Annotated in this window: 8 protein-coding genes; all 8 read left to right on the top strand. The window is 64.9% G+C overall.

What is annotated here, in order from left to right:
- The first annotated feature begins 22 nt into the window (after positions 1-22).
- The 8 genes from BLV63_RS00540 to BLV63_RS00505 all read left to right on the top strand — a co-directional run bounded on the left by BLV63_RS00540 (position 23) and on the right by BLV63_RS00505 (position 14,772).
- Positions 23-1,837 (top strand): type IV secretory system conjugative DNA transfer family protein, encoded by a 1,815-nt coding sequence (locus tag BLV63_RS00540; protein WP_169795539.1) that lies wholly within the window; start codon positions 23-25, stop codon positions 1,835-1,837.
- A gap of 6 nt (positions 1,838-1,843) precedes the next feature.
- Positions 1,844-2,239 carry a hypothetical protein gene (locus tag BLV63_RS00535; protein ID WP_066217189.1) on the top strand — a complete coding sequence of 132 codons (396 nt, stop codon included), beginning with the start codon at positions 1,844-1,846 and terminating at the stop codon, positions 2,237-2,239.
- A 285-nt stretch (positions 2,240-2,524) separates the two neighbouring features.
- Positions 2,525-2,884, top strand: a complete 360-nt coding sequence (locus BLV63_RS00530; protein ID WP_066217191.1) for a hypothetical protein — start codon at positions 2,525-2,527, stop codon at positions 2,882-2,884.
- A gap of 2 nt (positions 2,885-2,886) precedes the next feature.
- Positions 2,887-3,675 carry an ABC transporter permease gene (locus BLV63_RS00525; RefSeq protein WP_066217193.1) on the top strand — a complete coding sequence of 263 codons (789 nt, stop codon included), beginning with the start codon at positions 2,887-2,889 and terminating at the stop codon, positions 3,673-3,675.
- A 124-nt stretch (positions 3,676-3,799) separates the two neighbouring features.
- Positions 3,800-4,297, top strand: a complete 498-nt coding sequence (locus tag BLV63_RS00520) for a single-stranded DNA-binding protein (protein ID WP_066217195.1) — start codon at positions 3,800-3,802, stop codon at positions 4,295-4,297.
- A 169-nt stretch (positions 4,298-4,466) separates the two neighbouring features.
- Entirely contained in the window at positions 4,467-4,973 is a 507-nt protein-coding gene (locus BLV63_RS18570) for a hypothetical protein (protein WP_066217197.1), read from the top strand.
- Positions 4,880-12,547 carry a helicase-like domain-containing protein gene (locus tag BLV63_RS00510; RefSeq protein WP_169795540.1) on the top strand — a complete coding sequence of 2,556 codons (7,668 nt, stop codon included), beginning with the start codon at positions 4,880-4,882 and terminating at the stop codon, positions 12,545-12,547. Before BLV63_RS18570 ends, BLV63_RS00510 begins: the two co-directional genes overlap by 94 nt.
- A 134-nt stretch (positions 12,548-12,681) precedes the next feature.
- On the top strand, positions 12,682-14,772 hold the full coding sequence (locus BLV63_RS00505) for a hypothetical protein (RefSeq protein ID WP_066217200.1): 2,091 nt from the start codon (positions 12,682-12,684) through the stop codon (positions 14,770-14,772).

Genomic DNA, 14,772 nt, shown 5'->3' with positions numbered 1-14,772 from the left:
CCTTGACCGTGAAACCCAATTCATGTTGATCGCCCTGGGCGTGGTGTTCTTCCTGTTCTCCCTCGTCTACGCCCCGGGCGCCTTGGCCGGATGGATCAGCTGCGGCCAATGGCTGACCCCACCAGATGCTCTCGCACCACTGAAAGTCATCACTCCAGCCCACCTGGGGGACACCAGCGGTTTCGGCGTCAGCGCCACTGGCTGCACCGCCTCACCGTCCCTGGCCATGGTTCTGGCCGTGGTGATCATCGTCGCGGAGGTCACTCTCGCCCTGGTGATCGTCCAGCTGGTGCGAAACTGGCAGGAATCCGACCAGAAGTTCCTCAAAGACCTATACACCCGCCGAGGGATCGCACAGGCCCGCGAGGTGGAGAAAAAGTACGGTCCGAAGGCGACCCTGCGGAAGATCCCTACGCTGCGTCCCACCCTCTCAGCGGCGGTGGTCACTGACGCAGCGTTCCTCATCGGTCATGTCGGATCCAAGGAGGTCTACGTGACCTGTGAGGACTCCATCACGCTCCTGGGAGCTCCGCGGTCCGGTAAGGGTGTGCACTTCTTGATCGGTGCGATCATTGACGCCCCCGGCAGTTGTGTGACTACCAGCACCAGGGTTGATAACTATGCCGCCACCCACCAGCTCCGCGCCCTGAAAGGGCCCGTGATCCTTTTCGATCCGCAAGGGCTTACCGGCCTGGAATCGAGTTTGAAGTGGTCCCCGATCCTGGGCTGCGAAAAACCCCTGATCGCGGCCCGCCGCGCAAGCGGTCTGATCGGTGGATCCGCGCTCGGTCAGTCCAGCAACAACCAGGAATGGGCCGAGGCCGCTGTCGAGAACCTACGCGCACTGTTGCATGCGGCTGCCTTGGGAAAGTGCAACACCGATGATCTGTTCCGCTGGGGTATCGCACCCAGCTCGGCCATGGAGGCGGTGAAAATCCTCGAAGAACATCCGGCCGGGGTCAAGGAGTGGGGGATGGGTTTGCGCGCGGTCCTGGAGGGGGATGCGAAGCAGTTGGCCAACCAGTGGTTCGGGGTCAAGCTCGCCCTGGGCGGACTTGCCGTCCCCGAAGTGCGGCATTGGCTGAACCCGGCCAGCCCCGAAGAGCAGTTGAATCCCCGGGAGTTCATCACCTCCTGCGCGACCCTGTACCTGATCGGCACCAAGACCGGTGGGACCGCGGTGGGACCGTTCATCACCGCTCTGCTGGATGAGCTGACCGAGACAGCCCGTGAAATGGCGATCCGCATGCCCGGGAACCGGCTGGACCCGCCGATGACCATGATCCTGGACGAGATCGCCAATATCACCCGCGCCTGGCCCGGGCTGGTGAACCTCATGGCCGACGGTGGCGGCACGGGGATCAGCCTCTGGGTCGTGCTGCAGTCCCTCGCCCAAGCCCGCGGTGGCTGGGGTCAAGACGAGGCCCAAGCCGTCTTCGATTCCTCCACCGTGAAACTGCAGCTGGGCGGTGGAGCGAACGTCTCTGACCTCGATGACATCTCCCGCCTGGCCGATGAGCGCTCCGTCAGGGAAATCAGTTACAGCCATGGGGTCGAGGCAATGACCAGTTCCGTGCAGAAACGCGATAAGGCCGTGCTCAGCGTCGCGGACCTGCGCCGGCTCCCCTTCGGCACCGGCCTGATGCTTGCCCGCACCGGGCGCCCGGTGCTGATGCGGCTGACCAAGTGGACCGAACGCCCCGATGCCGATCAGATCCGGGCCAGCATCAAGGCCATCAGTGAAGAGCTCCTGGCTCAGATGGAAGCCGACGTCGCCAACGACGACACCGTGTTTCGTGCAGAGGATCCTTCCGAACCACCGATCAGGGTCCTGTGAAAAACGATGGCACTTTCGCTGGGCCGCAAACACGGCCGCTCCCGGGCCCCCTACGCGGCGTATCTGCGCAGTCAAGCATGGGCCTGGCGCCGGCAACGCTACTTCCGGGACCTGCGGCGCAAAGGGATCGAGCCCTGCTGCATGGTGTGCGCTGTCACCCTCACCGAGAACGGCACCCTGGACCTGCATCACCTGAACTACACCGGAGTCGTGATCAACCCAGATGGCAGCTTCAAAGCCGCCGAGAAGGACCAGGACTTGATCCCGCTATGCAGGGCACATCACGAGCACCTACACCGGCTGCTGGACACCCGGGACTACTACGGCTGGGACCGTGGCCGCGCGAGCAGAGCCGCGTTACTGGTGCTGAAACGACAACTTGCCCGAAGGAGACCCCGTTGACCGCCCACGAGGACACCTGCTGCTGGATCTGCTCAACCCGCGACCGGGACCTCGAACACCACAGCACCACCACAGTGCACGGTTCGACGCTTTCCTGCTCAGCCGAACAAGGCCAAGGGATCAGCCTCTGCCCGGCCTGCCACCGTGCCGTCCACGCCTGGATGAGAACACACCACGACACCACCCTCGGTGCGGCCAACCGAGCACCCCTGGTCCTCCTGGAAAGGCTCAGCCACCTCATCGATCTGCACCAACCCCAAGCGACAAGCTGAGGAAGTACCTTCCATGAAAACCTTCACCCCTCGTGAGCTCTACTCAAGCGGCACTGGCACTGTGTTCCGTGCCGAGGTTCAGGTCGCGGACGAATCCGGCGGTTTCTGGCTCATCTGGGACCTCGACGGCAGGGAACTAGGGGCTATTGAAGATCATCACGAACAGGGATGGAAGCACAGTTCCCTGCCCATCGGCCTGCCCCGTGGGCCCTTCGCCTCATTCGAGGAAGCCCTGGTCGACCGGCTCACGGCGATTCGTGCCTCCGGCGGAGCCCAAAGCGACGACCTTTATTGGGAAGGCCCGGGGATGCCGCGGCTGGACCAGGGCCACAACGAAAAGCACGATGACCGAGATCTCAGCAGCAAGGAATAACCGTGGACAGCACCGATAAGAGCTCCGATGCCTGGGAGGGCGACAACTTCCCCGCTCCTGATACCGGGGTCGGGGCGGATTCGTGGGACGCGACAGCGGAGGCCCCGGGGGAGGGGATGCCGCTGGATTGGATGGACCCGAACTCCGGTCCTGACCACCTCGGGGTGCGGTGGCGTGACATCGACACCAGCGATGTCGGGGATGCCTGGACCGATTTGAGGGCCTGGGTCGATTGGTGGATCACCGAGTACCGGATCCCTGCCTCCGTGGTGCCGGCGTGCTGGTTCGAACACGCCGACATCACCGCGGAACTCTATGCCGCCCGGTGCAGCGAGTACAAGGTCTGGGAAGAAGCAGCCCCGGGGCTGGCCCCTATGACGATCTGGCACTACCACCTGCCCCTACTGAAGAGCCGCCTGGCCGAATTCACCGCGGCCAGGGCGAGCTGCCTGCAAGGCAAACACGTTCCGGACGAGCCGGTCAGCCGTGCTTACGACGAACAGTTGTGGGAGGCGCGGCGCCGACGCCGCACCACCACCGAACACATTGAACGAGAAGAGCAGTTGAAGCGGTGGCGAGTAATGGATCAGGACACGGTGGTCGAGGACTTTGCGGTCGCCGGCAGGAAGGAGTGGGCCCCGTCCCCAACCACAGCACGGATCGCCGCGACCACCCTCGCCGACGGGGCACTGGTGGAGATCACTCACGATCAGGACCGTCCGCCGCATCTGGAGGAATCCACCGACTCCGGCACGAGCTGGACTCGACGCGAAGCCGCTGAGGAAACCTGAACGGAGCAGTGAGACGGGGGTGGTGCGCGGCCGGCGCACCACCCCCTGCGTGTCTGTCACACAAGGATTCCCGGCGATGAGGGAACACAGGGCATCAACTTCCACACCGTAAGGAGTGAGTCCTATGTCCACCACGAACGCGTTCCGGAACGTCCCCGTCACCGGCAACCTCACCAAGGAACCCGCGCAGATCACCACCAAGAACGGCCCCATGGTGACCTTCCGGCTCGCTGTCAGCGACCGGTTCTTCGACCGTGAAGCCAACGAGTGGAAGAGCAGCCCGACCGAGTACTACGACATCGGGGTGCGGAACAAGGCCCTGCAGGAGAACATCATGGCCTCGAAGCTGCAGACCGGTGACCGGCTCACTGTCGTTGGCCGCTACGAAGCCCGCCCCTACGTGACCAAGGACGGGGAGGCCGCTCTGAACAACCGGCTCTGGGCCGAGACGGCGGCCACGAGCATGGACTTCCGCACGGTCAGCGTCAGCCCGAAGCAGAGCGGTCCGGGCGCTGAGCAGGAAACCGGTGTGAGCTCCGCGCAGGTCCAGTCTCAGGCACAGACCCAGACGTACACGCAGGCCGACCGGGCCCTGGATGACGCCTGGGGCATCAACCACTGACCTTCACCCCCGGGAGCTTTCCGGCGTCTCACCTCACGCACGGTGTGCGCGGACTTGACATTGGTCCGCGCACACCATCGTTATGTCAACTAGAAGGATTTCGTTATGGCTCGGGCAAAGAAACCCATCGATGGCCAATACTCGCTCTTTGATCTTTTGGAGGAACTCGATGACCACGAACCCAGCACACCAGACGTCTCTGGCGCAGGAGTGGGCGGAGCAGGAGCTGCACCAGGATCCGGCACAGCTTCCGGATTCGCTGACGATCGCCGCCCTGGAGTGGGAGAAGGATCCGACGGCTTGGACGCGGCCGCTCGAGGCGCCGGCTCAGTACCTGACCCTGCCGGAGTGGTTCGAGGAGAACTTGAACGTGGGGGAGCTGTGCGTTCCGGATTGGGTGTTCTCCCGCGGGACGAATCTGAACCCGGAGTTCCTGGTGCTGGTGAAGGCGCTGTGGGCGCAGCTGGTGATCACCAAGGACCCGCAGGCCCCGTCGACGGCAGTGGTCGAGGACCTGGCAGCGTTGAGCCGGGAGGACAGGATCGGTCAGCTGGAGAAGATGGACACGATCTTCGCCCGGGCGTGGGAACATCTGGCGCAGCAGGGGGTCGTGGTGGATCCGGCCCGGACGTCCTGGCCGACCCTGGCACAGCAGTCGGAGCTGCGCGCCCCGTAACGGGGCCGCGCTGGGTTCCGGAGCGCAATCTCGCCCCCACGGGCACCAAGGCCCGGATCCGGGCCAATCTGACCGCGCTGCGCCTGGCCGCGCAGCTCGAGCAGGAACATCGCGCCGCCACCGCCGCAGAGCAGGAACAGTTGGCCGCGTGGTCCTCCTGGGGCGCGGTGGCGGAAGTGTTCGACCCGGCACACCCCGAGGCCGAACAGGTCAGGGAATCGTTAGAGGACCTGTTCGGACCTGAGGCGGTCGACGCCGCGGCCGCGACGACCCTGAACGCCCATTACACGGACCCGGCGGTGGCCAAGGCCATGTGGGAGGCCCTGGCCACGGCAGGTTTCTCCGGCGGTCCGGTCTTGGAACCGGGTTGCGGGGCCGGGGTGTTCATTGGCCTGGCCCCGGAATCGGCGCAGATGATTGGTGTCGAGCTGGACCCTGTCACGGCCTCGATCGCCTCCCGCCTACAGCCGCAGGCGCGTATCGAAGCCGGAGGGTTCCAGAACACGAGGATCCCGGAAGGATCTTTGAACGCGGTGATCGGCAATGTGCCGTTCGGAGATTTCGTGGTGCATGATCCGCTGCACAACACGGCCCGGCTCTCGATCCACAACCACTTCATCGCCAAATCGCTCCGGCTGACCGCCCCGGGCGGCTACGTTGCGGTGATCACCAGTACCTTCACCCTGGACGCCGCAGGTGAGGTGGCTCGCCGGCAGATCGGCAAGTACGGTGACCTGGTCGCCGCCGTCCGTCTCCCGCAAGGGGCCTTCAAGGAAACAGCCGGCACGGATGTCTCCGCTGACGTGTTGGTGTTCCGGCGCCGCGAGAATGGTGCCACGGCATCCCCGGAACAGCTACAGACCTGGGTGCAGCGTGAGGGCACGGCGGTGGAGCGCGCCGATACTGAGGACACCGAGGTCGTACGGATCAACCGCTGGTTCGTCGACCACCCGGAAGCGGTCCTGGGGCAGATGCGCATCACCTCCGGCCGATTCGGTGACGAAGTGACCGTTCAGCCGGTGCAGGACCGTGACCTGGCCCAGTCGGTCCGTCAGGAACTGGAACGGCAACTCGGCGTAGCCGCGGAGAACGGTCTCGGGTACGCCCCGTATGAGCCGACCGCCGTGGTCGATACCGCCCCTGGTTTGCACACTCTGGTCTCGAACGGGAACGGCCGGATCGGTACCGTCCGCGCCCGCGAGGAAGGGACCGGCTTCGAGCAGCTGACCCCCACAGGGTGGGCGCCGGTGACGGTGAAGAAGGCCAACCACGTCGAGGCCAGGGCCTTGCTGAAAGTCCGGGACGCCGCGGTGGATCTTATGGCGGTCCAGCGCCGGCCCGAGGCCACCAGCGCTGAGCGAGACGCAGCGCGTCAGGCCTTGAACCTGGCCTATGACGTGTACGTGTCCGCCTATGGGCCGATCAACCGCTTCACGCTGCAGCGATCGAACATCGGGGCCAAAGCGCTGGCTCTGATGGTGGGGGAGAAGGAGGCCCAGTGGCGGGCGAGCCTTCCCCAGGATGGTGAGATCGAGCCGTCCCAGGTCGAGGTGGCAGAGGAGCTGCTGGCCGAATGGGGACAGGAAGTCCGGGATGAGCAGCCCCTGACCAAGCGCCGCGAACACCTCACCTTCCTCAGGCAGGACCCGTCCCGGGGCCTGCTGATGAGCCTGGAGAACTTCGATGAGCAGGAACAGACGGCGAGTAAACGGCCCTTGTTCTCCGCCGACATCCGCACGAAGACTGGTGGCGGGCGGACCGCGGAATCGCCGGCGGACGCGGTGGCGATCGCGCTGGACGAAAACCGTGTCCTGAGCCTGGACCGCATCGCGGAGCTCCTGGACGTCGACCCCGCACTGGCCCGGGATGCACTCGGAGACCTGGTCTTTGACGACCCAGAAACCGGGGAGCTGGTTCCTCGACAGGCCTATCTGGCAGGGAACGTGCGCCAGAAGCTGGACGTGGCCCGCCAGAAGGCCGAAACCGACACCCGGTTCCAGGTGAACGTGACCGCGTTGGAGGCGGTCATCCCGGCTCCGGTCAGTGCCGGGGAAGTAGTAATCAAGCCCGGTGGCCGCTACATCGAGGCCGGCACCTACGAACAGTACGTCTCCGAACGGTTCGGGGTGCTGGCCACGATCCGGTTGAACACCGAAGACTCCTGGGAGGTCAAGACCTCCGGCGCCCAGTTCTCCCCGAGTGTTCGGTACCAGTTCGGTACCGGGGACCGGACCCCGACGCAGCTGCTCGAATCCATCATGAACTCCCGTTCCGTGGTGGTCCGGCGGGCCGTCACCAACCCTGACGGCAGTAAACGCTACGTCAAGGACGCCAAAGCGACCGTGGAAGCCCGGGACAAGGCCGCACGGATCGCTGATGATTTCGGGGCCTGGGTGCTCTCTGAGCCGGGCCGGGCCGAGACGGTCATGGCCCGGTATAACGAGATGTTCAATTCGGTGATCCGCGCCGATTACACCGGCATGGGCGAGGTCATGGCACTACCTGGACTCAACGACGCGATCACCCCGCGCCCCTATCAGCGGGCGGCGGTGGCCAGGATCCTGGCCGAACCCACCACCTTGCTCGATCACGTCGTCGGAGCCGGGAAGACCGGAACCATGTGCATGGCGGCCATGGAACTGCGGCGCACCGGAATTGCGACAAAGCCGGCGATCATCGTCCCGAACCACCTGGTGGATCAGGTCGCGGCCGAGTTCACCTCCTGGTACCCGATGGCTGAGGTTCTGGCGATCCCGACGGGGTTGAATGCCGCCGATCGGCAGGCATGGATCGCGGCCGCCGGCATGGGGGAGTGGGACGCGGTGATCATGCCGCAGACCGTGTTCACCTCGATTCAGATCGACCCGGTGCGCAGCGCCGAGTGGTTGCGGGAGGAAATCGAGGCCGTGAAGGCGGCCAACGCCGAGGCCGACCCCAGTGACAAGGTCACCCAGAAGCGCCTGCAGCGCCAGATCAAGGTCCTGGAGGAACGCCACGCGAAAACCCTGGCCGGTAAGGATCAGGGGCTGGTGTGGGAGGACACCGGGATCGATTACCTCTTCGTGGATGAGGCGCACCTGTTCAAGAACCTGTTCCGGGCCTCGGACTCCTACGAACTGGCCTGCACGGGCTCGTTGAGGGCGCAGGACCTTGACTACAAGCTCCGCGCCCTGCGGGAGCACAAGATCGAGCAGGCCAAGGCCGACGGGCGATACAGCAGCACCTTCCTTCCCGCGGTGGCGACGTTTGCCACCGGTACACCGGTGGCGAACAGCATCGCCGAGTGGTGGGTCATGCAGCACTACCTGCGCCCGGATCTGCTGGCCGGGGCTGGGGTTGCGGACGTCAACGCCTGGGCTGGGCAGTTCACCGAACGTTCCACCATCCTGCGGATCTCTCCCGCCGGCGGAGGGTTCGACCAGGTGGAGAAAATCACCACCTACATCAACCTGCCCGAGCTGCAGGCACTCTCTGACCCATTCACCGATACCGTCACCACCCAGGACCTCGGCATCGTCCTGCCCGACCTCAAGGGAGGGGAGCGGCACCTGCTCAAGCGTGAACCCAGCGAGGAGGTGCGAGACTATGTGGTCGAGCTGGGGGCCAGGGCCAAGCGGCTGGGATCGGTCGATCCACGCGAGGACAACATGCCCAAGATCACCGGCGATGGCCGGATGGTCGCGTTAGACCCGCGGCTTCGGGGTCTGCCGGCGGATCCCGACGGCGGCCGCGCCGCTCAGGTTGCCGAGCAAATCCAGCGCATCGACGCCGAGAACAGCCACATCGTCTACCAGGGGGTGGGAGAGCCCACCGGGTCCCTGCAGATCGTCTTCTGCGACCGGGCCACCCCGAACCTGGAGGGCCGGTTCAGCATGTATGACGAGATCCGGTCCCAGTGCGTAAGCCTGGGGATGGAGGAATCAACGATCCGGTTCATCCATGAAGCTCGCAGTGATGAAGAACGACAGGACCTGTTCCGAGCCTGCCGGGCCGGGCAGGTCAGGGTGCTGATCGGCTCTACGGAGAAGATGGGCACCGGCACGAACGTGCAGGACCGGGTGGTGGCCATCCACCACGTCGACGTGCCCTTCCGGCCCGACTACTTAGAACAGCGCGAAGGCCGCGGGCTGCGCCACGGTAATCAGAACGCCGAGGTGGAGGTGCTGATCTACGCGGTCTCGGAGACCTTCGATGTCTACATGTGGGACCTCGTGGCGCACAAGGCCGGGTTCATCAACACCCTGAAACACTCCAAGGGGGTGCGCAAGCTCGAAGACGGCTTCGGTGACCTCGAGCTGACCGCTTCCCAGGCCGCGGCCGCCCTGTCGGGGGATCCTCGGCTGGAACAGCTGGCCACCTTGCAGATGCAGGCGGCGAAGCTGGAAACACTGCAAGGCTCGTGGGCTGACGGAACTCGTCGGGCGAAGATCGATCGCGGCCTGGCCGAGGCGAAACTCTCTGTCCTGGACACGCAGGTCCCTTTGCTGGAGCGTGCCCGGCATCAGGCACGGCCCACGGAAGGAGAGTTGTTCAACGCCACGGTGGGCGCCGTGCCGTTCACCAACCGCGTCGAGGCCGGGAAGGCGTTGTTGGGCATCCTGCACCGTGCTGTACAGGTCCCCAATGCCGTCGGTCCGTGGAGCACCGAAACGGCAAGCGTGGGCGGACTTGAGGTGAGCGTGCGGGCCACCAGTCGCGGCTACGAGCTCCGCCTGGGAGGCACTGACGCTCTGATGCTGAGCATCGATGCCAAACAACTGCGGGAGACCACGGCCAGGGGTTTGATGCAGCGGGTAGAGAACCTTCTGGCCGCTATCCCGGAACGACTGACGAAAGCGACGCTGAGCCGGCCCACGATCGAAGCTGACCGGGAACAGCACGCGCAGCGGGAGAACACCCCGTTCGACCGTGCCGAAGAGCTTCTGAATATCCAGCAGCAGATCCGCGACCTGATGGATGACATGGGCCTGCAAAGGGCAGAAGAGGAGGCTGAGCCGGTCCAGGCCGAGGTGGAACACGAAGTGCTGCAAGAGATCTTCGGGGACAGCAAAGCGCGGGGGAGGGAACTGCGCGTCGGGGACGTCGTGACGAAGGTGCCCGGACAGGGGAGCAAGTTCTTCACGGTCACCAGCACACAGCACGGGCGGGTAGAGCTCAGCGGAGTCACGGCAACCGACGGGCCGGAGAACCGTGCCGAGGTCGCCGGCTACGAGGCGGTGGAGCTGATCTCCCGGCGCCTGGACTCGCTCAACGAGTTCGAGCAGCAGTTGGTGGCTGCCGCCAAGGATCCGCAGAAGTCCCTGGAAACCATGCACTCGGTGACCCAGGGGCAGCTCATCACCGTGCACGCCCCCGAGATCCGCAATGGTTCCGTGGCCCGGTACGGCGACCCGGAAGTGACGATCACGGGCACGGTCACAGCGCTGACGGGGAACACCCTGACGATCACCAGTGGCGACGGGTCAGAGCACCGGGTGCCTCGCCACTTTTCGGCCCTGCCCAACGTGCTCGTGCACGCCCCGAAGAAGGTCGATGCGCAGGGGCCTTCAACGGTCCTGCTGCCGGGGGATGTGCTCATTGAAGATACCCAAGCCGCGCGGCGCGGTGACGTGCTGCGCCTGGGCCGTCACGGATCGTACTGGGCTGACCCGGAAACGGGCGCTTATCGCCAAGCGGGGAGTCGGGGCCAAGTCCGGCCAGGCCGATACCTCACCACGGAGGAAGTGGAGAAGGTCTGGACCGGGGATGGGCTCGGAGCGGACATCGGCTCGCTGCGGCCGGGGGATCTGGTCAGTGAGCATGAGCTAAACCCCCGGGCAGCTTCGCGAGAGCGCGTCAGTATCGTTTCCGTGTCGAACCAGACGATGAGCGGGATCCGGTATCTGGATCCGCAGGGCGAAGTCAGGGACGTCAAGCGCCGGCAGGATCAGACTCTGACGATCCATGCCCGCCGCTACGGGGCGTTGAGCCTGGCAGAAACAGCCCGGCTGGCGGAGCCGGGCGTGACCACCACACGGGTGCAGAATCTTCCCGAAGCGCTGGGTCAGTGGGTTGCGGTCCTCGGATCGCGGGGCAATTCTCGCCGCTGGGGAGAACAGCACCTGGGACTGGGCCGGCTGCAGGACATCAAGGTCAGTGATTCTCACGCCATGCTCCGCCTGCAGACCGTGGACGGCATCGAAGAATTTACCGCGGTCCTGTACGACGATGCGGTCATCTGGCCCGGGGAGTTGCCGGAGCAACCCTTGGACCTGGTCGGAATGGAACCCGAGGCCAACGCCATCACTCCGAAGACGCCTCGGCAAGCCGAAGAGCCAGAACGGCCCCGGTTTCTGCCCGAAGAAGCAACCAGCGGCACGGAGGACTTTCCCCGGCTCTCGCCAACCAGGATCGAAGACCCGGTTCCTCCGGCGCCGGCAGCTGCCCAGCCGGGGAAGGGCTCAGCCGTGGGACGGGTTCTGCATTCGGCTGAGGGGACCAGCGTCGAGGACGTCGAGCGCGGGCAGGAGCGTCTGATCGAGCTGCTGAAGAGCAACAGCTTCAAATACTCCGCACGCCAGCAGCTCTGGTACCTACCCCGACCGTGGAAGGAAGCAACCCGTGCCAGTAAGGTCCGGCAACTGCTCCGCGGCGCCGGTCAGGCCGGCATCGTCTTGGACCGGGCCAGCATCGACGGGAAACTCCCGACCGCGGTCGTGCAGCAAGGCGACTGGGTAAGGATCAGCCCTGATGAGGTTCACATCCGCCAGGCCGACTGGCACGGGGCTACACCACTGACGCAGTTCCCCGCCTTCTACGCCCGGGTCGAAAGCTCCGGCGCCGGCAGGGGAGTTCACTGCGAGGTCAAGACCCACGGGGTGCTGCGTTCCTTCGAGGTGACCCCGATCGCCGGAGGCCTCACGGCCGCGACCCAGCAAGAGGTCTTGGCCTGGGCCGCCTCCACCGGGGCAGACGTGTCCCAGGTGGAGGAACTGCTCGATACCCGTGTCGGCCGCCGGGTTCAGGACGTCCCGGTCGGGTCGCGGATCACCGGCACGGTCACACCCGTGACCCTGGGGAATCAGAGACGGGTGAGTGCCGCCAACGCCGTGGTGGCCGCAACCACTCCGGGACGCAGCGGCGCGGAGCGCTTCCTGCTGCTGAAGGAAAAGGGACGGCTTCAATGGGTCGCTGCCCGGAACATGGATGCTGTGCTGGTGACCGGGACGGGGCCGGCCCCAGCTGTCCACGCGACGCCACCAGTGTTCCGGGAAGTGCCGGTCACGGAGCTCGCCCTGGGAACCCGGATCCATGCCCAGGGGATCCAGGCCGAAACGGCGTCATCGTTCATCAAGACCATTGGCGACGCAACCGGGAACCTCACACACCGCGCTCAGACCGAGACAGGGTTGGAGATCCACGTTGACACCGGCCAGGGCGTGGTGCGGTTGCAGGAGAGATTCAACGACGGATTCCGGGTCACCACCATGACCGAAGGCCGAGCCGAGGAGGTCCCCAACCCCGGGCACAGTCCCGAGTGGGAACACGGACTGGAAACCGTGACATCGCCGGCGTCAGGACCTGAACCGTCCTGATACCGGCATCGCCAGGGAAGGACCGCGGCACAAGCATCACAGCTCGTACCGCGGTCCTTCCTGTATGTCAGCGACACTCAGCTCCTGGGCAGGGAACACCGGGTATCACCACCTGAGAATGATTGGAGAATCCCATGGCTGTTTCCACCCCGTACCCGGTGCCGCCGGTGACCCTGCAGCAAGCCAAGGCCAGCGATCTCACAGCGCTGACACTCGGTGTTGAGGGGCACCACGAAGAAGCCAACCGCGCCCGGTTGGAAGCCGCCAGGGCAGTCAGAGCCGAATACCTCCAGTGGTCAGATCAGGTCTACGACCGAGCACGCGGTACAAGCGTCGACCCCGATCCACGCCCACCCTTGGCCCTCGACGCGATCATCGCGGCAGAGGGCGATGTCCTGCAGGTGATCGACCGGGAGGATTTCATCGACCTGGTAGCCGAGCATCTAGATCTCGTTGACGGCGAACGGATCGTCAACGATGAGGACGGAGCTCGCTGGGAGTGGGTGCCCGCAACCGAGGCTGAGAAGGAGATGGCCCGCTCGGACGCAGCGTTTCTTCGAGCCGCGGTTCATAGCCTGGAGCATGCCCGGGCCCTCTCACTCGAGCGCAATCAGGCTCGACGGAGTACCACTCTGGTAGCGGCCCTGCATGATTTGCCGACCGCACTCACCGGAGGTGTACTCGGCAACTACCGGGAGGCCCGAAACGCACGTGCTGAGGGACTCATAGCACTGCTGCGAGAAGAACGCTTCTTCCTCCGAAACCTGCGCCAGGCCCTACCTGCAGAGCAGTGGGACGACATCCCACGCCTTCCAGCTCCCTTCCTTTCGGTGCTCGAAGCGGACGGTGATCTGCAGCGCGCATTCGATGACGAGAGATTCAGGTTCAAAGATCGACTGGAGAGCTACCTCGGTGATGCTAACAGCGAACGGAGGAACGGCCCCGGGGCCGAAACGCTTCTACCCGCGCTACGAGAGCAGACCCTCGGCGCAGACGAACCCCTCCAGAACCAGTCCGCAAGGTCAACTCTGAGCCCGTGGGAGGAGCATGTGGTCCGGACCCGTCCCGAGTCTGAGAATCGATCTTTCGCTGAGGCTATCGAGGCTCACGATGACGAGGGAGCCGCGTATGTCCCATCGACAGGGTTGGGGGAGGAGCGGTTGACGTCGTTGGTTCATGCATCCGTGCGGGACCTGCTGGCGAACGTCTCTGATTGGGACTATGACTATTTGGCCGAGGTTGCCCGGTCTGCGGTGCTCGAGGAAGCGGTCAGTGCAGTGAACACGGCAGTCCAAGAGTCGTATCCGGATCGGGGCGTAACGGTCTCGACTGGACCCGGGCGCGGGGGGTACTTCGTCTACAGCGGGCAAGGTGCCGAAGACCTCTATACAGCGGGGATCCCTGCGGCGGATCTGGTGGAAGAGGCCTTGATGCGGGTGGACGGGGCAAGGATTGCCCAGCAGGCGATCCTTGAACAGCTTGGAGTTCCAGCGCTTCTGGAACGCATGAACGCCGAAGCGGCACAAGCTGATGCCGCGGAAATGGCGTTTGACGCAGCGGTCGATGCGGGAATCCACCCCAACATGCATCAGTGGGAAGCGCCCACCCAACCCCGAGCCGACACGGATGGCCCCACCGGGACCCGGATCAGCGAGCTGAAACCCGGACAAGTCATCAACATTGTGGGGGTGCCGGCCACCCTGGAAGGGCTCAACTCGACGCCGGGCATCTACCGGTCCATGGAATTCGTGCACGCGGCGCCCGAACCCGATAACCAAGGAACGATGCTGCTGCTCGCCTCCCAAGGCCGGTACGCCTGGCTGCGGACGACAGCGGACAGTGCGCAGCCCACCGGAGACCTTGGAGAGGCACATCAGAGCGTCGGGCGGGTCGCCCCACCCATCGTGTACCAGCAACCCATCGAAGCACTAGGCAAGGGCCAGGCCCATTTCAACGGGTACGACATCGACGGACGAGCCCACAACGAGCTCGTCCAGAGAACCGGCAAGGGTATCGATGAAAACGGTGACACCATCGTCTCCGTCAAAGGAGCCTCCGAGACAACCTTCTTCATCTCCGACAAAGACAACACCGAGCCACCACTGACCATGATCAGCGACGGCAAGGTCTACCCGGCACCCGTCAAGGTCACAGAGCTGGAAGCCAACACCCCGCAGCCGGCGCCGCACCTCAAAGGGACAACCCAGCGCCACAGCCCGAGCTGA

It is taken from the genome of Arthrobacter woluwensis (assembly GCF_900105345.1).
GTDB lineage: Bacteria > Actinomycetota > Actinomycetes > Actinomycetales > Micrococcaceae > Arthrobacter_E > Arthrobacter_E woluwensis.
This window is presented reverse-complemented; position numbering and strand designations above follow the sequence as displayed.